The sequence below is a fragment of the Streptomyces sp. NPDC102270 genome, from assembly GCF_044766405.1.
Taxonomy (GTDB): domain Bacteria; phylum Actinomycetota; class Actinomycetes; order Streptomycetales; family Streptomycetaceae; genus Streptomyces.
The window spans coordinates 166,681-183,482 of the sequence record NZ_JBIWLX010000006.1 but is presented as its reverse complement, the minus strand read 5'-3'; the positions used below and the strand labels follow the sequence as shown (position 1 = coordinate 183,482).

General features: G+C 71.1%; 19 protein-coding genes. 6 read left to right on the top strand and 13 right to left on the bottom strand.

Annotated elements, in window-relative coordinates; translation table 11 throughout:
* Position 1: 1 nt before the first annotated feature.
* Both ACIRP7_RS13505 and ACIRP7_RS13500 read right to left on the bottom strand, forming a co-directional pair.
* Positions 2-1,918, bottom strand: coding sequence for an FUSC family protein (locus tag ACIRP7_RS13505; protein ID WP_403658420.1), 1,917 nt, complete (start codon positions 1,916-1,918; stop codon positions 2-4).
* A 219-nt stretch (positions 1,919-2,137) separates the two neighbouring features.
* A complete protein-coding gene (locus ACIRP7_RS13500) occupies positions 2,138-2,902 on the bottom strand; it encodes a nucleotidyltransferase domain-containing protein (RefSeq protein WP_403657584.1) in 765 nt (254 codons plus the stop codon).
* Between the two features lie 107 nt (positions 2,903-3,009).
* Between ACIRP7_RS13500 and ACIRP7_RS13495 the strand changes: the two genes are divergently transcribed.
* From ACIRP7_RS13495 to ACIRP7_RS13485, 3 genes are all read left to right on the top strand, one after another.
* Complete coding sequence (locus ACIRP7_RS13495) at positions 3,010-3,552, top strand: hypothetical protein (RefSeq protein WP_403657581.1); 543 nt, start codon at positions 3,010-3,012, stop codon at positions 3,550-3,552.
* Positions 3,553-3,637: 85 nt separating this feature from the next.
* Positions 3,638-4,051, top strand: coding sequence for a RidA family protein (locus ACIRP7_RS13490; RefSeq protein ID WP_403657578.1), 414 nt, complete (start codon positions 3,638-3,640; stop codon positions 4,049-4,051).
* Positions 4,048-4,497, top strand: a complete 450-nt coding sequence (locus ACIRP7_RS13485; RefSeq protein WP_403657575.1) for a GNAT family N-acetyltransferase — start codon at positions 4,048-4,050, stop codon at positions 4,495-4,497. The genes ACIRP7_RS13490 and ACIRP7_RS13485 overlap by 4 nt, the downstream gene beginning before the upstream one ends.
* Before the next feature lie 8 nt (positions 4,498-4,505).
* Here the strand turns inward: ACIRP7_RS13485 and ACIRP7_RS13480 are convergent, their stop codons facing one another.
* Both ACIRP7_RS13480 and ACIRP7_RS13475 read right to left on the bottom strand, forming a co-directional pair.
* The gene (locus tag ACIRP7_RS13480; protein WP_403657572.1) at positions 4,506-5,225 is read right to left on the bottom strand and encodes an aspartate/glutamate racemase family protein; all 720 of its coding nucleotides are present in this window, start codon (positions 5,223-5,225) and stop codon (positions 4,506-4,508) included.
* Positions 5,226-5,227: 2 nt separating this feature from the next.
* Positions 5,228-6,700: an NCS1 family nucleobase:cation symporter-1 gene (locus tag ACIRP7_RS13475; RefSeq protein ID WP_403657569.1), complete on the bottom strand. Its 1,473-nt coding sequence runs from the start codon at positions 6,698-6,700 to the stop codon at positions 5,228-5,230.
* 175 nt (positions 6,701-6,875) lie between these two features.
* Here ACIRP7_RS13475 and ACIRP7_RS13470 point away from each other — a divergent pair, with 175 nt between their 5' ends.
* Positions 6,876-7,544, top strand: a complete 669-nt coding sequence (locus tag ACIRP7_RS13470) for a GntR family transcriptional regulator (protein ID WP_403657566.1) — start codon at positions 6,876-6,878, stop codon at positions 7,542-7,544.
* Here ACIRP7_RS13470 and pip read toward each other — a convergent pair.
* Positions 7,541-8,509, bottom strand: a complete 969-nt coding sequence (gene pip / locus ACIRP7_RS13465) for a prolyl aminopeptidase (protein WP_403657563.1) — start codon at positions 8,507-8,509, stop codon at positions 7,541-7,543. The genes ACIRP7_RS13470 and pip overlap by 4 nt on opposite strands.
* Positions 8,510-8,518: 9 nt before the next feature.
* Positions 8,519-9,250 carry a uracil-DNA glycosylase gene (locus ACIRP7_RS13460; RefSeq protein ID WP_403657560.1) on the bottom strand — a complete coding sequence of 244 codons (732 nt, stop codon included), beginning with the start codon at positions 9,248-9,250 and terminating at the stop codon, positions 8,519-8,521.
* Between the two features lie 132 nt (positions 9,251-9,382).
* On the opposite strand from ACIRP7_RS13460, the gene ACIRP7_RS13455 reads away from it, so the two are divergent.
* Positions 9,383-10,066: an RNA-binding S4 domain-containing protein gene (locus tag ACIRP7_RS13455; RefSeq protein ID WP_403657557.1), complete on the top strand. Its 684-nt coding sequence runs from the start codon at positions 9,383-9,385 to the stop codon at positions 10,064-10,066.
* Positions 10,067-10,188: 122 nt separating this feature from the next.
* On the opposite strand, the gene ACIRP7_RS13450 is transcribed toward ACIRP7_RS13455, so the two are convergent.
* The 3 genes from ACIRP7_RS13450 to ACIRP7_RS13440 form a co-directional block, all read right to left on the bottom strand.
* Complete coding sequence (locus ACIRP7_RS13450) at positions 10,189-10,656, bottom strand: DoxX family protein (protein WP_403657554.1); 468 nt, start codon at positions 10,654-10,656, stop codon at positions 10,189-10,191.
* A 110-nt stretch (positions 10,657-10,766) separates the two neighbouring features.
* Positions 10,767-11,480 (bottom strand): class I SAM-dependent methyltransferase, encoded by a 714-nt coding sequence (locus ACIRP7_RS13445; protein WP_403658417.1) that lies wholly within the window; start codon positions 11,478-11,480, stop codon positions 10,767-10,769.
* A gap of 62 nt (positions 11,481-11,542) precedes the next feature.
* A complete protein-coding gene (locus ACIRP7_RS13440; RefSeq protein ID WP_403657551.1) occupies positions 11,543-12,442 on the bottom strand; it encodes an acyltransferase domain-containing protein in 900 nt (299 codons plus the stop codon).
* A 75-nt stretch (positions 12,443-12,517) separates the two neighbouring features.
* Between ACIRP7_RS13440 and ACIRP7_RS13435 the strand changes: the two genes are divergently transcribed.
* Positions 12,518-12,784 carry a DUF6343 family protein gene (locus ACIRP7_RS13435; RefSeq protein ID WP_403658414.1) on the top strand — a complete coding sequence of 89 codons (267 nt, stop codon included), beginning with the start codon at positions 12,518-12,520 and terminating at the stop codon, positions 12,782-12,784.
* Between the two features lie 100 nt (positions 12,785-12,884).
* Here ACIRP7_RS13435 and ACIRP7_RS13430 read toward each other — a convergent pair whose 3' ends face one another.
* The 4 genes from ACIRP7_RS13430 to rpsA form a co-directional block, all read right to left on the bottom strand.
* Positions 12,885-13,265 carry a tetratricopeptide repeat protein gene (locus tag ACIRP7_RS13430; RefSeq protein ID WP_403657548.1) on the bottom strand — a complete coding sequence of 127 codons (381 nt, stop codon included), beginning with the start codon at positions 13,263-13,265 and terminating at the stop codon, positions 12,885-12,887.
* A 50-nt stretch (positions 13,266-13,315) separates the two neighbouring features.
* Positions 13,316-13,933 carry a dephospho-CoA kinase gene (coaE, locus tag ACIRP7_RS13425; RefSeq protein WP_403657545.1) on the bottom strand — a complete coding sequence of 206 codons (618 nt, stop codon included), beginning with the start codon at positions 13,931-13,933 and terminating at the stop codon, positions 13,316-13,318.
* A 28-nt stretch (positions 13,934-13,961) separates the two neighbouring features.
* Complete coding sequence (locus tag ACIRP7_RS13420) at positions 13,962-14,900, bottom strand: PAC2 family protein (RefSeq protein ID WP_352382700.1); 939 nt, start codon at positions 14,898-14,900, stop codon at positions 13,962-13,964.
* Between the two features lie 181 nt (positions 14,901-15,081).
* Positions 15,082-16,590, bottom strand: a complete 1,509-nt coding sequence (gene rpsA / locus ACIRP7_RS13415; protein ID WP_403657541.1) for a 30S ribosomal protein S1 — start codon at positions 16,588-16,590, stop codon at positions 15,082-15,084.
* Positions 16,591-16,802: the final 212 nt, after the last annotated feature.

Genomic DNA, 16,802 nt, shown 5'->3' with positions numbered 1-16,802 from the left:
CCTAACCGGCGAGGGGGACTTCGGGCAGCCGGATCTCCACGCGCCCCCGCCCCCCGTCGAGCCGGCCGAGTTCGTCGAGCAGTTCGGTGAGCCGGTGGACCTGTTCGGGGGTGAGCCGCCCGGAGTCGTCGAGGTGGACGGCGCACGCGGTGGTCGTGTCGACGATCCGTTCGAGCACGGCGACGATCTCGTCGGCGCCCTCGGAATGCCGGGCGAGCGAGGGGAGTTCGGCGGCGGCGAGGGCGATGGCGGTACGGGCCTCGGCGAGCGCGCGGTAGGCCTCGCGCCGAAGGGTCCAGCGCAGGGCGCGGGTGTCTTCGGTGGGCGTGTCCTCGGTGCGGGTGTCTCGTACGGCGGACCCGGCGCCTCGGGGGACGGGCCGCTCGGTCTCCCGCAGAACGTGCGCGAGGTACGCCTGCGCCGCCCCGCCCGCCGCGGCCAGCCGGGACCGTACTCCCCCGCCCCGCTGACCCGGCATCGGCAGATGCCCCACGATCAGCACGATGGCGCAGGCGAGCAGGGTCTCGGTGATCCGGCCGGCGGAGGCCTGCGGCTCGCCGCCGACCATCACGAGGGCCAGGACGAGGACCGTGACGACGGCGGTCTGCGCGGCGAAGTGCCGGGTGGCCACGGGGATGAGGGCCCCGCTGACGGCGACGAGCGCGATGAGCCCTTCGGGCCGCGGCAGCACGAGCGCGAACCCGGCGAAGACCAGTGCGCCCAGGACGGTCCCGGCGGCCCGGCACAGCACCCGGGAGACGAGCGGTCCGAGGTCGGGCTTGACGAGGAAGACGGCGGTGGCGGGCAGCCAGTACCAGTGCTGGTGCTCCCCGTACCAGTGGGAGTGGTGCAGGGCCTGGGCCACGGCGGCGCTGGCCCCGAAGCAGAGGGCGACCCGCAGCCCGTACTCCCGCCCGCCGGCCCCGAAGACGGACCGCACCAGGTCCCGCACGGTGAGCCGGCGTGTGTGCAGATCCCCGCCCCGTCCGCGGTCGAAGGCCTCGGCGGCCCGCAGCAACGCGTCGTCGAGCGCCCGCAGCGCGGGCCCGGAGCGGCCCGGCGCGGGCAACGGCCCGGTGTGCGTGTTCTCCCGTACGGCGGCGGCGAGCCGCCGGGGCCCCGTGGCGGCCCGTCCGGGCACCGCTTCCTCCGCCCAGGCGAGGGCGGTGGCGGCCTCGGCGAGCGGCAGCGCGGCCGCGTACTGCGCGTGCAGCCGCCGCTCGGCGGCCGAGCTGGCGTACCGCCGCAGCCGGGGCCCGGCGAGCGCGTCCTGTGCGTGATCGAGAGCGGCGGTGAGCGCGACGCGGCGGGCGATGGCGTGCTCGGTGCCCGCTGCGGCGAGCAGGTCGGCCACGGCGTCGTACACCTCGGCGACGGCCTCCCGCTCGCCGTCGAACCGGAAGTCCCCGGCGAGGGCACCGGGGGTGGGCAGCACGAGCCGCAGCCCGAGCAGCCAGCAGGCCCCGCCGAGATAGGCGAGGGCCCGCAGCCACCCTTCCTCCGGCAACGGCATGCCCGCCCCGATCGCCGAGGCGACGAGCACCTGCGTACCGGCCCCTGAGGCGACGGGCCCGACGGCGCTGATACCGCCGGCGACCAGCCCGACGAGGGTGAGGACGACGGTGAGGGGCACGGCCCCCACGTACTCCCCCGCATACGTCCCGACGACCATGCCGACCGCACCCGCGAGCGCGGGCACCCCGATCCTCTTCACGGAGACCCGCCGGCTCCCGGGCCGGTCGTTGATCCCGGCCAGCATGGCGGCGATGGCGGCGACGACACCGAGGGAGGTCTGATCGACGAGGACGGCGGCGAGAAGGAGGGGCCCGGCGGACAAGGCTCCCCGCACCACGGCGCTCCAGGGAATCGGTCCCCGCTGAGCACGGAGAGCGTGCGCGAGCCAGGGCGGTAGGTGCATCCGTGGGGCGGGGCGGGACACGGGGCTCCTGTCGTCGGGGCGAGGCGAGGGTGTGCCTCCGGGCGACGGCGGCCGGGCGTTGGGCTGTGTTCCTACGGTAGATCGGGTTCCCGGACGGTCCGGGGCACTTGTGTTACCCGCGTGTGAAGATGCATGCAAAAGCCACGTTCTTTATGAACGCAACCCGGGGACGTGAGTCGGCGGAGGCTTTGCGGCCGTTCAGCCCGCTCGGTCGAACAGCTCCCGCACCTCCGTGACCGCACGGACGGCCGATCCGGGTGATGCCGTCAGGGACTGGACGATCCGGTCGACGTCCCGCAGCCCCGCCCGCTCCAGCAGCCGCTTCTCATTGGTCACCCATTCCCCCCGGGCCGCCAGCACCGAGTGCCCCATCTGGACGGCGGCCGTGGCGAGCGCGCCGGCGGTCTCGGTGAGGCGGCCGGCCGGTGCGTGGTTGGCCTCGGTGTAGGCGAGGGTGAGGTGGGCGGTGTCCCGCCAGCGGGCGGCGGCGGAGCTGCGGAGCCTGGCCGGGTAGGCCGCCGGGCGTGGCAGGTCACCCCTGAGAACCCGGTTGATCGCGAGTTCGGCCACGATCAGATAGGTGGGGATTCCCGCGAGGTGGAACAGCAGCGGCTCGACCCGGAACCGTCCCCCCTCCGCCTCCGTCAGTTCGCGTTCCACCACGTCGAGGTCCCGGTAGTGGACGTCCACCCGGCGGCCGTCGATCGTCAGCCACGCGCCGCCGTTGAACACCCCGCCGCCCCAGCCGCCGATCTCGGACACCTCGCCCTCCCAGCCGACGGCGCGGAGATCGGCCGGGTCGAAGGCGCCCCGGTAGTAGACCGCCAGGTCCCAGTCGCTGTCCGGCCGGGCGGTCCCCTGGGCGCGGGAGCCACCGAGGGCCACGGCGCGGACGGCGGGGAGTACGGCGAGGCGGTCGGCGGCGGTGTCGAGGAAGACGTCGTCGGAGAGCGTGGAGGACATGGGCTCAGCGTACGAAGGTGCCGCGCGAGGGCCCATTGTCAGTGCCACGCGCTATCAATGAAGTCGTCACTCAGTGTTACGGCGACGGGGGAATCGGCGATGACGACGTGCGGGCGCGCGGCTGGACGGCCGGGATGATCCGCCGACTGCTCGGCGAGCCGGATCTGCGCCGGCCCAACCCGTTTCTCCGTACGGCCCCGCCGAGCCGTCTCTACGGCGTCGAGCGGGTCGAGGCGGCTGAGCGGAGCGAGGAGTTCAGGGCCGCTTCGGCGGTTGCTGCCCGGCGGTCCGCCGCGGTGAAGGAGGCGTCGCGCAGGCGGCGGGAGGTGCTGGCCAGGATCGCGGCGGAGCCGATCGAGGTGCCGGTGCTCGCCCCGGACCGGTTGGCGGCGCCGGCCGTCGCGTACCGCGATCGCCGGGAAGGGCCACCACAGTCCCCGCCCGGCTGCTCGGACCTCGACCGCCGGACGGTCGACTACCTCCGTCATCGGCCGGCCCGCTACGACGACATCCTCGACGAGCTGTCCGGCCGCACCGGACGCGCGGCCGCGGAACACCTGCTGCGGCGCAGGGTCTACGCGGCCATCTCCCAGGCGTACCCCGACCTCGCCCAGGAGTGCGAGCGCCGGTGCGGCCTCCCGGACCGGTGACGTGGGCTCCCGGAAATTCAGGTGCGGTCCCGTCCCCCGGCCCCGGATGATCGGAAGTCGTCCGCCGCTCGCCACAGGAGTCCACGTGATCCAGCGCGTCACCGTCCCTGCCCTCTTCCCGCCGCCGACCTACTCCCACGCCTCCGTCGTCGAGGCCGGCACGAAGCTCGCGTTCCTCGCCGGGTCCGTTCCGCTGGACGCCAGGGGGAACCTCGTGGGTGAAGGGGATCCCGCGCGGCAGGCCGAGCAGGTGATCGCGAACCTTCGAGAGCAACTGCACGCGGTGGGTAGCGACTTGGAGCACGTGCTGGCCACTGACGTGCACGTCGTGAGCAGCGAGCCGGCGGTGCTGTCCGCCGTGTGGGAGGTCGTGGAGGCGTCCGGGCTGAGCACCGGCCCGCACTCGTCGACGCTGATCGGGGTCGCCTGCCTCGGCTACACGGGCCAGTTGGTGGAGATCACGGCCACGGCCGTGGTGCCCGAGAAGGCCTCGCGATGAGCACGGTCGTCATCCGCCGGGCCACCGCGTCCGACGCCTCCGCCACGGCCGACGTCTATCTGCGTTCCTTCGCCGCCGCGTTGCCGACGGTGCTACGGCCCCGGTCTGACGACGAGGTGCGCGCCTACATCCGGGATGTCGTGGTGCCGTCGCGGGAGACGTGGGTGGCTGTGGCGGAGGAACAGGTCGTGGGTCTCATGGTGATCGCCGGCGATCTGCTGTCCCAGCTGTATCTCGACCCCGACTGGCGGGGACGCGGCATCGGCGACCGGTTCGTCGCGCTCGCCAAGGAACGCAGCCCGCTGGGGCTGAGCCTGTGGACCTTCCAGGTCAACAAGCCGGCCCACCGCTTCTACGAGCGGCACGGCTTCGTCGAGGCCGAACGCACCGACGGCAGCGGCAACGAGGAGCGGGAGCCGGACGTGCGGTACGTCTGGCGGCCCTGAGCACGCGGTCAGCGCGACCGCGGTCCCCACACCCGCCTCTTCGGCACCGGCTTCGCATAGCCGCCCGCCCGGCTGGTGTTCAGCCCCAGCCCCACCAGCGACTCCGCCAGCTTCACCGCCGCCCCCACCCCGTCGACGACAGGAAGCCCCAGCTTCTCCCCCACCGTCCGCTGCAGCCCGGTCATCCCCGCACACCCCAGCACCAGGACCTCGGCGCCCGCCTCCCGTACCCGCTCGGCCGCCGCCACGAAGGCGGCCTCCGTGCGGTCGGCGTCGCCCAGGTCGAGAACGCCCAGTCCGGTCCCGACGACGGCGGCGCAGTTGCGCCCCACCCCCGCCAGCTCCAGGCTGTCCTCGATCTGCCCGCAGGACCGCTCCAGCGTGGTCACCACGCCGTAGCGCCGGCCGAGCAGACAGGCCAGATGGGCGGCGGCCTCGGTGATGTCGACCACCGGTACGTCCACCAACTCCCGGACGCCCTCCCGTCCGTGCTCGCCGAAGCCGGCCATGACGACGGCGTCGTAGGAAGGCCCCTCGTAGGTGCGCAGCAGGTCGATGACCGCCGCCGCGGAGAGGTAACTGTCCAGCCAGCCCTCCGCGGACTCGGGACCCCACGCGGGGGTGAGCCCGAGCACGGTGGTGCCCGGGCCTGCCGCGGCCCGGGCACCTCGTACGATCTCCTCGGTCATCTCCTGCGTGGTGTTGCAGTTGGTGACGGCGATCCGCACGTTTATCGGACCTCCACAGCCTCGGGGACCTCAGGAGCGGCTCGCTCGCTCCGGCACAGCAGCGCGTACAGGCCGGCCGCGAGGGCCGTCCCGATGAACCAGGAGTACGGGGCCACGTCGCTGAAGGTCTTCACCAGGGCGAGGACACCCGCGACCGCGGCCGCCGGCAGGAACGCCCACAGGGCCTTCGGGTTGACGCCCTTGCGGTAGTAGTAGCGGGAGCCGGGCTCGGCCCTGAACAGCTCGTCGACGTCCACGCGGCCCTTCTTGACCCAGTAGTAGTCGAGCATGATCACGCCGAACAGCGGGCCGAGGAAGGCGCCGAGGCCGCCGAGGAAGTAGTTGACGACCGTGGGGTTGGAGAAGAGGTTCCACGGGGTCACGACCAGGGCCGCGACCGTGCTGATCATGCCGCCGACCTTGAAGGTGATCTTCTGCGGCCAGACGTTGGCGAGGTCGTACGCCGGTGAGACGAAGTTGGCGACGATGTTGACGCCCATGGTGGCGACGGCGAAGGTGAGCGCGCCCAGGACCATCACCCAGGTGTTGCCGACCTTGGCGACGAGTTCCGCCGGGTCGGTGATGGCCTGGCCCCAGACCTCCAGCGAGCCGGCGGTGACGATCACGGAGACGACCACGAAGGCCGTGGAGTTGATGGGCAGGCCCCAGAAGTTGCCGCGGCGGACGGTCTTGTAGTCCGGGGCGAAGCGGGAGAAGTCGCAGAAGTTGAGCATCAGCGTGCCGTACGTGGCGAGGATCAGTCCGATCGCGCCGAACCACTGCCGCCACTGCTCGCCGACGGAGACCGGGTGTGGGGTGCTGGTGAGCGAGATGCTCCAGCCGGCCTTGGCCAGCACCCAGATCGCCAGCGCGATCATGACGAGCCAGATCGCCGGCCCGCAGAAGTCCTGGAACTTCCTCACCGACTCCATGCCCTGGCTGATGATCAGCGCCTGGATCAGCCACAGGGAGAGGAAGGAGACCCAGCCGAGCGCGTCGAGGCCGAGGAAGGAGCTGTGCGTCCAGGACTCCAGGCCCGGCCAGGCGGCCAGCAGCATCACGTTGACCGCGACGGAGGCGAGGTAGGTCTGGATGCCGTACCACATGATGGCGATCACGGCCCGGATCAGGGCCGGGATGTTGGCGCCCCACACACCGAAGCTGATGCGGCTGACGACGGGGAACGGCACGCCGTGGCGCTGGCCGATCTTCCCCATCCAGTTCATGCCGATGTAGATGATCACGAAGCCGACGAGCAGCGACGTGAAGACCTGCCACACGTTCATGCCGAGGACCAGCAGACCGGCCGCGAAGGTGTAGTTGCCCAGGTTGTGGACGTCGGACATCCACATGGCGAAGAGGTCGAAGACCTTCCAGTTCCGCTTGCCGGCGGGCGCCAGGTCTTCGTTGGTGAGCCGGGGATCGGGGACGAACGCTGGTGTGCCGGTGGCTTCGACACTGTCGGCGAGGGACACAGGGCCTCCAAGGACGGGGGACAGGAGGATGGCGGCCGCCTGGCATCCAATTTTGGTATACCAAACTGCGGACATGGTCTCCCCGTCAAGAGATCCGACCGATGTCGCGTTCGTTAAGGCTCCGTAAAACAGCTCCGGCGCCGACGACGGCTCCGGTGTCGGAGAAGATGGCTCCATGAGCTCCACGACGAACATCGAGCCTCTCGGCGCCGTCCGCGAACGCGTCCTGGCCACCCTGCGCCAGGAGATCATCGCGGGCGGGCTGCGCCCGGGTGACCGGCTGGTCGAGCGGGAGCTCGCCGACCGTTTCGGGGTCTCCCGGGTACCGGTCCGCGAGGCGATCCGCGCGCTGGTCGCCGAGGGCTTCGTCCACTTCGAGACGCCCCGCCGCACGGTCGTACGGCGCCTGACCCCGAACGACGTCAAGGAACTCTTCGAACTGCGCGAGGCGTTGGAGGTGTACGCCGCCGGTCTCGCCGCGGCCCGAGCGACTCCGGAGGATCTCGCCGAGGTGGAGCGGCTCCTCGACCTCGCGGCGACCGCGACCGAGGCGGGCGACGCGGAGACCATCACGGACGTCAACAGCCGCCTGCACGACAGCATCGTGGCGATGGCCCGCAACAGCCTGCTGGTCGAGGCCCTGGAACCGGTTGCGGGACGGCTGCGCTGGATGACCCGGCGCAACGAGGAGTGGCCCCAACTCCTCGTCGAACACCGCGACCTGTACGAGGCGATCGCCTCCGGCGATCCGGACCGGGCCCGTGCGCACGCCCTGGCGCACGTGCGCACCAACTATGAGTCGACGGTACGGCAGTTGTTCGGGGACTCGGCGGAGATGATCTAACGGGTCCAGCCGCGCGCGTACCTGTCCGTCGCCGCCACCATCGCGTCCACACCCCGGTCCCCCGCGAAGTGTGCGCCGTCGTCGATCACCGTCAACTCGCTGCCGGGCCAGGCGTGATGGAGCCGCCAGACGATGCCGAGGAGGTTGCCGAAGTCGAGGCTGCCCTGGACGAGGGTGCCGGGGATGTCCTTGAGGAGGGGCGCGTCGCGCAGGACGACGCCCTCGTCATTGCCCGCGCCCAGGAAGTGGTCGTTGCCCCAGTAGTGGGTGACGGTACGGGCGAAGCCCTGGCGGAAGACCGGGTCCTCGTAGCGCGGCACCGACCGCGGCGGCGCGGACTCGATCGCGGTCTCCCAGTCGGTCCACGCCCGCGCCGCCCGCTCACGCACCTCGGCGTCGGGCGACTCCAGCAACCGGTTGTACGCGGCGGCCACGTTCCCGGCCCGCTCCCCGGCCGGCACCTCGCCGACGAACCGCTCGAACGCCTCCGGGAAGATCTTCCCAAGTCCCCTGGTCATCAAGGCCACTTCGGGGTTCGCGCCGGTCGCGACCCCGGTCAGCACCAGCTCCGTCACGACCTCCGGATGCGTCTGCGCGTACCGCAGCCCTAGCACCGACCCGAAGGAAATGCCCCACACCAGCCACCGCTCGATCCCCAGATGCCGCCGCAGCAGTTCCAGGTCCCGGATGAGATGCGGGGTCGTGTTGACGCTCATGTCGGTGTCGTACGCGCTCGCGTGCGGCGTCGACCGCCCGGCGCCCCGCTGGTCGAGGAGCACGATCCGATACGCAGCGGGGTCGAACAGCCGACGCGCCCACGGCGTGCACCCGGACCCCGGCCCACCGTGCAGCACCACCGCGGGCTTGCCGTCCGGATTCCCGCAGGTCTCCCAGTACACGCGGTTGCCGTCGCCGACGTCGAGCATGCCGTGGTCGTACGGTTCGATCTCCGGGTAAAGAGGCATCCGGCGACCCTAACCGTCGTACGGGAGCCCCGCCGCCTCGTTTTCGGCGCTACGGCCCCGCAGTCCCGCGGCTTTTGCCGCCGTGCCCAGCACCCCCCGCAGCATCTCGGGCGTGAGCTTGCCGGTGAAGGTGTTGCGCTGGCTGACATGGAAGCAGCCGAAGAGTTCCAGGCCGTCGAGCGGGACACGCACCCCGTGTCCGAAGACGGGCCGCGGCCGGGGCACGCTCCAGCCGGCCTCCGCGAATGCGGGCAGCGCGGCCTGCCAGCCGAAGGCGCCGAGCACGACCACGGTACGGAGCGTGGGCCGCAGCAGGTTCAGCTCCTGGACCAGCCAGGGCCGGCAGGTGTCGCGCTCGCCGGGGGTGGGCTTGTTGGCGGGCGGGGCGCAGTGCACGGGCGAGGTGACCCGCACGCCGTACAGTTCCAGTCCGTCGTCCGCGGTCAGGGCGGTCGGCTGCGAGGCGAGCCCGATGTCGTACAGCGCCTGGTACAGCACGTCCCCGGAACGGTCTCCGGTGAACATCCGCCCGGTACGGTTCCCGCCGTGCGCGGCCGGAGCGAGCCCGACGATCAGCATCCGCGCGTCCGCCGGGCCGAAGCCGGGCACCGGCCGCCCCCAGTACGTCCAGTCGGCGAACGCGGCCCGCTTGGTCCGGGCCACCTCCTCCCGCCACTCGACCAACCGCGGGCAGGCACGGCAGCCCGAGATCCGACGGTCGAGATCGGCCAGCGCGTCCATGGCCCTACGGTACGGGCAGGTCGCCGGGGCGGTGGCAGGGGTGGCCGGGGCAAAGCTGGTCGGACCGTACGACGGGCACCGCCCCGGAAAACCCACCCGGTGCACACGGCCCCGGGTACTAAGGTCGGAGCCATGGCTGTGGAACCTACGGACGACAACGAGACCGGTGGGACGGGCCAGGCCGGCACGACGGCCGACGGTCCAGGAGCGAACGCCGCCGACCCGGACCCGAAGATCGCCGCCGCCGTCGCCGCCGCGGAGGCCGCCGGGCCGCAGAACGGCGAGACCGTGCGGATCGACAGCTGGATCTGGTCCGTACGCCTGGCCAAGACCCGTTCCGCGGGAGCCACCGCCTGCCGGGGCGGGCATGTGCATGTGAACGGCGAGCGCGTGAAGCCCGCCCACTCCCTGCGCGTCGGCGACGAGGTCAGGGTCCGGCAGGAGGGCTGGGAGCGGGTCGTCATCGTCAAGCGCCTGATCCGCAAGCGGGTCGGCGCCCCTGTGGCCGCCCAGTGCTACGTCGACAACTCTCCCCCGCCCCCGCCCCGCACGGCCGTCGCCCCCGCCGGCATCCGCGACCGCGGCACCGGCCGCCCGACCAAGCGCGACCGCCGCGAACTGGAACGCCTGCGCGGCCTCACGGAAGGCAGCCGCCGGAGCCGCTTCGCCGGACCGGGCGGCCCGGGCGACCTGAGCGGCCCGACCGGATCCGACGGTCCGGAAGGCGCAGGCGGCGCGGACCCGGCAGGGGCCTCGGACAAGGCACACCGTTCGGGCAGGGGCGGGAACTCAGGCAGAGGCGGGCGCTCCCGCTGAGCACGAACACCGGGCGCCCTGACGGCACCCGGCACCCCGCCACGGTCACCGCACTGAGGCCGGCCCCCTCCCCGAAGGACAGGGCGCCGACCTCAGTGCGGTGACCGTGGAGGCCGCTCTCCTCACGCCCGTCGTCGCACCAGCCGCAGCAGGTCCGCGTTGAGCCGACGCCGGGCCCAGGCGATCAGGACCAGCGGGACGATCAGGATGAGCGGAGTCGCCGCGTTCTCCCCGTCGAAATAGGTCAGCTGGACGACGAACGCGCCGACCATCAGCCCGCTGAGCGCCACGGCCGCCACCGACTGCAGCACCGGGATCAACAGGGCGATCCCGCCGGCCAGTTCGAGTACGCCGATGGTGTACATCCCCGCGCTGCCCCAGCCCATCTTGTCGAAGCCCTCGGCCGCCGAGGGGTGCGCGATCAGCTTGGGGAGCGCGCTGGCGATCACGTAGAAGAGGGCGAGCACGACCTGCAGGGTTCGCAGGGCGATCCGGGCCCGGCGGCCGCGGGCGGTCGGGGATTCGGCGATGACCGGGGAGGCAGCGGTGGAGGCGGCGGTGTGGGTGACGGGGACGGTGGTCTCGGACATCGGGGTCTCCTGTGGGAAGCGGTCCGTGTTGCTGTCACAGAGGTAGACCCGCGCCCGCACCCGAACTCATCGTCGCCACGCGACCTGATTTTTCCCGCCGGAGCCGGGCCTCAGTCCGTCACCGACGGCGGCACCGACACCGGCACCGCCCGCACCCACATCCGGTCCTCCGTGAGATACCGGTCCACTCTCAACCCCGCCTCCTCCAGCGCCTCCTCGAACTGTTTCCGCGTCAGGGGGCGGGCCCTGAACGTCTGGGTCCAGGTGGCGTCCGGGAAGTCGTACTCCACATGCACCGAGTGGACGCCCTCCGCCACCGGTTCCGACGACACGATCCGCACGGTCAACCCGCCGGGGTCGATCCGCTCGCGCGGCACACGGGTGTGGTAGTCCTCGCCCTCCCGCTGGATCAGCACACAGCCGCCCGCCGCGACATGCCGGGCGCAGGCGCGCAGCATCCGGCGCCGCACGTCCAGGTCGGCGTTGTGCACGAGGAACGACGCGAGCAGCACCACGTCGAACGTCTCGCCCAGGTCGAGGTCCTCGATGGGACCGCATATCCTGCGCGCCCCCCGCACGTGTTCGAGCATCTCGGCGGACTCGTCGACCGCGGTCACCGTGAACCCCCGCTGCAGCAGCGGGCCTGTCATGCGTCCCACGCCACTGCCCAGCTCCAGGATGTGCGCTCCCACCGGCACCGCCCCGGCGATGATCTCCGGTTCGTCTCCCACGGGGAGTCGCTTGTACAGCTCGACCGCGCATCCGTCCGGGGTGATCGGCCCCGGTCCCGTCCCTTGGTGTCCCGCTCGCATCTTCAGCTCCATGCCCGTCCAACGGCCCATATCCGCACGGCCGTTCCCCCATCGCACAGGTTCACCCGTCCGAGCTACAGGGGAAACCAGCCGTGCCCGATGTACCAGTGCCGCCCGGCCCGCAGGTGGTCGCCGACGGCCCGCTCCAGCGCGGTCCGCCGCGGCAGGCTCTCGACCGGCAGTTCCGGGTCCCCGAACACGAACTGCACGGGCTCCTTGTCCTCCGGCTCCAGGTCCTGGGGGGCCAGCCGGAAGCGCTCCTGGAAGCGGACGATGTTGGAGTCGGCGGACAGGTACTCCTTCAACTGGGGGTCGAGCAGCCAGGAATGGCACAGCGCGGCGCCGTACGGCTCTTCCGGGAAGTGCCGGGCGAAGAACTCGGCGGCCAGGGCCAGCGAGCGATCGCAGGCCTGCGGTGACAGCGGGCCGAGGAAGTCGGGGATGTGCAGGCTCAGACAGGGCGTGCCGGGAGCGAGGTCGAGTCCGGCCGCCCCGAACGTCCGGTTGTTCCACGGCCCGTACCGCGTCCGCTCGTACTGGAGTCGGCCCAGTTGGTACAGCTCGCCTCGCGAGTGCCGGGTCAGCCAGCGCGGTGACTGCACGCCCGTCCTGCCGTACCGCCTGCGGTGCACGGCCATGTTCCGGCCGAGGTCGGCGAGGGTGTGCCAGGACACCTCGGCCGGGATGCCGCGTGAGCGGTGGTACGCGCGCGTGTGGGGCAGCGCCGCCACGAACACGTAGACGGGGAAGCAGCGTTGGAGGGCGCCGGCCGGCCAGTCGAGCTCGGGCAGGACGACCGGGTCGTCGGCCCTGCCCATGTCCCGGACCAGTTCGTCGACGGAGTGTTCGAGAAATCGCCGTAGCTCCGGGTCGTCCATGACCCGTCGGCCCATCCGTACGAGTTCGTTGACGTCCTCATGCGGCACGGCGAGTTCCACCAGCACCTCGGCGAGTTCGTCGGCGTCCGGAAGCATGCGGTGACCCCTCTTCGGCCCTTTGGTCAACGTCCGTTCCGAAGAGTACGTTGCAAAGGAGGAGTGGTGATCTCGATGCGTACGGGCAGTGAGCCGACGACCGCGCGCAGTGCACTGCGGGCGCGGTTCTGGCTGAGCGTGTGGGGGCTGGTCTGGGCGGTCTTCGGCACCGTCGCGTTCGCGCTGGCGGGCCGCCCCGGGTGGGCCATCGCCTGCGGAGTGCTCTGGCTGGTGATCACCGTCGACACGACGATGATCCTCCGGCACATCCGTCAGGGCCCGCACTACCAACCGGGCCCCGACATCCCGCCGTACCGGCCTCCGGAGAACCGCCGCCGCTAGGGCCCTTCTGACGGATCTCCGCGCCGTCGCGACGCCCGGCACGCACGCTCACCGCACGGAACGCCGGACAGCGGCCGAGCCGGCACGTCACGGCAGCCGATCAGGAGTCGAAGCGTGCCGCCTTCAGGAACTCCGGATTCGGGTCCAGGGCGGCCGCCAGCCGGAAGTGCCGCCTGGCCTGGTCGGGCCGTCCCTGCCGCTCATAGGTGCGGGCGAGCGCGAAGTGGGCGAAGGCGTTGTCCGGCTCGCGCTCCAGGACGATGGCGAACTCCAGCTCGGCGGGTCGCAGTTGCGCGGCGGCGAAGAAGGCCCGCGCGCGCAGCAGCCGGGCCGCGGTGTTCTCCGGGTGGGCGGCGATGACGGAGTCGAGCAGCTTCACCGCGCCCCGCGGGTCCCGCGCGGAGAGCAACTGCTCGGCTGCGCGGTAGTCGATGACATGCGTCTCCGGAGTACGTCCGGTCGATCCGCTGGTCTCGGGCACGGCACAGTCCTTCCCTCACTGGAAGGGTTCAACGCCCGCGGCGGGGGACGCTATTCCTGAGACGTCCGGGAGGCGCGAGCCCGGCGCAGGAGATCGCCCCACACCTCCTGCACGCGTCGGCGCAGCTCTTCCAGGGGTACGTCGTTGTCGATCACGACGTCCGCGATCTCCAGGCGCTTCTCGCGGGTCGCCTGGGCGGCCATACGCGCGCGTGCGTCCTGTTCGGTCATGCCGCGCAGCCCGACGAGCCGGTGGAGCTGGGTCTCGGGGCTCGCGTCGACGACGACGACGAGGTCATACAGGGGCGCGAGGGCGTTCTCCGTGAGGAGCGGGACGTCGTGGACAACGACGGCGTCCTGGGCGGCGGCTGATTCGAGCTCGCGGGAGCGGGCGCCCACCAGGGGATGCACGATCGAGTTCAGCACGGCGAGCCGGTCCGGGTCGGCGAAGACGATGGAGCCCAGCCTGGGGCGGTCGAGGCTGCCGTCCTCGGCGAGTACGTCCTCGCCGAAGGCCTGCACGACCGCGGCGAGGCCGGGCGTGCCCGGCGCGACGACCTCGCGCGCGATGCGGTCCGCGTCGATCAGGACGGCGCCGTGCTCCACGAGGAGCTTCGACACCTCACTCTTGCCGGCGCCGATACCGCCGGTCAGGCCCACCTTCAGCATGACCGGAAGCCTAGACGTTCCCCGCGCGTCAGTTGTCGCCTTCGCGTTCCGCCAGGAAGCGCTCGAACTCGAGCCCGATCTCGTCCGCCGACGGAATGTCCACGGGCTCGGCGAGCATGTTGCCCCTGGTCTCCGCGCCGGCCGCCGCGTCGTACTGGTGCTCCAGGCCCTGGACGAGGGCCACGAGGTCCTCGTCGCCCTCCTGGATCTGGCGCTCGATCTCGGTCTGGGTGCGGTGGGCGTCGGTGCGCAGGGCGTGGGCGATGCCGGGCAGGACCATGCCGGTGGCGGCCGTGATGGCCTCCAGGACGGTCAGGGCCGCGTCCGGGTAGGTCGACCGCGCGATGTAGTGCGGGACGTGCGCCGCGACGCCCAGGACGTCGTGGCCGGCCTCCATGAGCCGGTACTCGACCAGGGCCTCGGCGCTGCCGGGCACCTGGGCCTCCTCGAAGGGGCTGCGGTGGCCGGGGACGAGGTCGTGACGGTTGCCGTGCGGGGTGAGGCCCACGGGGCGGGTGTGCGGGACGCCCATGGGGATGCCGTGGAAGTTCACCGACAGCCGGACGCCGAGCCGTTCCACGATCTGCTGGACGGCCGCGGCGAAGCGCTCCCACTCCACGTCCGGCTCCGGGCCCGACAGCAGCAGGAAGGGCGCTCCGGTGGCGTCCTGGACGAGCCGCACGTCGATCGTGGGCTCCTCGTAGTCCGTCCAGCGGTCGCGCTTGAAGGTGAGCAGCGGACGGCGGGCGCGGTAGTCGACGAGCCGATCGTGGTCGAACCGGGCCACGACCTGGTTCGGCAGCGTGTCGAGCAGCCGGTCCACGATCTGGTCGCCGGTCTCGCCCGCGTCGATGTATCCGTCGAAGTGGTAGAGCATGACCAAGCCGGCCGACTCCTGGGCGAGCGCCATGTCTACGACGGCGAGGCCCTTGGGCTCCCATGCGTACAAACCCTGCGGATCAAGCACTGTGACCGCTCCTCCTCGTGTTCATACGCTTCAACGCGCCCTGGAACAGCGGCATTCCCACCCGAGCGCTTGATCAGGCCATCTCTTACGCCCTTTTCATGACAGGCCGTCGGACAAACACTGAGGGACCGTACCCCGAAAGGTACGGCCCCTCAGTCAAGAGCTACTGCTCAGTGGGCGTTCAGCTCTGCCCACCCGCCAGCTTCTCGCGGAGCGCGGCGAGCGCCTCGTCCGAAGCCAGCGCGCCGGAGGTGTCCGCACCCTCGGAGGAGTACGAACCGCCACCGCCACCGCCACCGGCGGCCGGAACCGCACCCGCGGCGTCCCCGCCCTCGGCCGCAGCAGCGGCGTCGGCCTCGCGGGACTTGATGACCTGCTGCTGGTGCTGCTCGAAGCGGGTCTGCGCCTCGGCGTACTGGTGCTCCCACGCCTCGCGCTGGGTCTCGTAGCCCTCGAGCCAGTCGTTGGTCTCGGGGTCGAAGCCCTCGGGGTAGATGTAGTTGCCCTGGTCGTCGTACGACGCGGCCATGCCGTACAGGGTCGGGTCGAACTCGACCGACGCCGGGTCCGAACCAAAGGCCTCGTTGGCCTGCTTCAGCGAGAGGCTGATGCGACGGCGCTCGAGGTCGATGTCGATGACCTTGACGAAGATCTCGTCGTTGACCTGGACGACCTGCTCCGGGATCTCCACGTGGCGCTCGGCCAGCTCGGAGATGTGGACCAGACCCTCGATGCCCTCGTCCACGCGGACGAACGCACCGAACGGAACCAGCTTCGTGACCTTGCCGGGCACGACCTGGCCGATCTGGTGGGTGCGGGCGAACTGCTGCCACGGGTCTTCCTGGGTCGCCTTCAGCGACAGGGAGACACGCTCGCGGTCCATGTCGACGTCGAGAACCTCGACGGTGACTTCCTGGCCGACCTCGACAACCTCGGAGGGATGGTCGATGTGCTTCCAGGAGAGCTCGGAGACGTGAACCAGACCGTCGACGCCACCGAGGTCCACGAACGCACCGAAGTTGACGATCGAGGAGACGACGCCGGAGCGGACCTGGCCCTTCTGCAGGGTCGTGAGGAACGTCTGGCGAACCTCGGACTGGGTCTGCTCGAGCCAGGCACGGCGGGACAGGACCACGTTGTTGCGGTTCTTGTCCAGCTCGATGATCTTGGCCTCGAGCTCCTTGCCCACGTAAGGCTGGAGGTCGCGAACGCGGCGCATCTCGACGAGGGACGCCGGCAGGAAGCCACGGAGGCCGATGTCGAGGATGAGACCACCCTTGACGACCTCGATGACGGTACCGGTGACGATGCCGTCCTCTTCCTTGATCTTCTCGATGGTGCCCCAGGCGCGCTCGTACTGGGCGCGCTTCTTCGAGAGGATCAGGCGGCCTTCCTTGTCCTCCTTCTGGAGAACAAGGGCTTCGATCTCGTCACCGACGGCGACGACCTCATTGGGGTCGACGTCGTGCTTGATCGAGAGCTCACGGCTCGGGATGACACCTTCGGTCTTGTAACCGATGTCGAGGAGAACTTCGTCCCGGTCAACCTTGACGATGACGCCGTCGACGATGTCACCATCGTTGAAGTACTTGATCGTCTCGTCGATAGCGGCGAGGAATGCTTCCTCGTCACCGATGTCGTTGACCGCAACCTGCGGGGTGGTGGCGGTGGTCTCGGTGCTGCTCGTCATGTGGGAAAGGGCTCCGGTACGGACAGAGAGTCGTAGGTACTGCTACGCCGGGAGCCCGTGTCGCTCTGAAGAAGCCGGACAGCCAAGGAAGCGCCACTTTGGAAAATCCGGTGGCGCCTCGAAAACCGAGGGGACATACAACAGATGCGAGCGCAGCCTGCTACGTCTGAGGAGCGCAGGCCCGCAGCGCAACTTGTAGCATACGGGGGCAG

Coding starts and splice junctions, on each gene's coding strand:
- pip (WP_403657563.1), bottom strand. CDS start 8,509: ATGCCTCTTTACCCGGAGATCGAACCGTACGACCACGGCATGCTCGAC.
- ACIRP7_RS13470 (WP_403657566.1), top strand. CDS start 6,876: ATGAGCTCCACGACGAACATCGAGCCTCTCGGCGCCGTCCGCGAACGC.
- coaE (WP_403657545.1), bottom strand. CDS start 13,933: ATGCTGAAGGTGGGCCTGACCGGCGGTATCGGCGCCGGCAAGAGTGAG.
- ACIRP7_RS13450 (WP_403657554.1), bottom strand. CDS start 10,656: ATGTCCGAGACCACCGTCCCCGTCACCCACACCGCCGCCTCCACCGCT.
- ACIRP7_RS13500 (WP_403657584.1), bottom strand. CDS start 2,902: ATGTCCTCCACGCTCTCCGACGACGTCTTCCTCGACACCGCCGCCGAC.
- ACIRP7_RS13445 (WP_403658417.1), bottom strand. CDS start 11,480: ATGGAGCTGAAGATGCGAGCGGGACACCAAGGGACGGGACCGGGGCCG.
- ACIRP7_RS13460 (WP_403657560.1), bottom strand. CDS start 9,250: ATGGACGCGCTGGCCGATCTCGACCGTCGGATCTCGGGCTGCCGTGCC.
- ACIRP7_RS13455 (WP_403657557.1), top strand. CDS start 9,383: ATGGCTGTGGAACCTACGGACGACAACGAGACCGGTGGGACGGGCCAG.
- ACIRP7_RS13485 (WP_403657575.1), top strand. CDS start 4,048: ATGAGCACGGTCGTCATCCGCCGGGCCACCGCGTCCGACGCCTCCGCC.
- rpsA (WP_403657541.1), bottom strand. CDS start 16,590: ATGACGAGCAGCACCGAGACCACCGCCACCACCCCGCAGGTTGCGGTC.
- ACIRP7_RS13440 (WP_403657551.1), bottom strand. CDS start 12,442: ATGCTTCCGGACGCCGACGAACTCGCCGAGGTGCTGGTGGAACTCGCC.
- ACIRP7_RS13435 (WP_403658414.1), top strand. CDS start 12,518: ATGCGTACGGGCAGTGAGCCGACGACCGCGCGCAGTGCACTGCGGGCG.
- ACIRP7_RS13505 (WP_403658420.1), bottom strand. CDS start 1,918: ATGCACCTACCGCCCTGGCTCGCGCACGCTCTCCGTGCTCAGCGGGGA.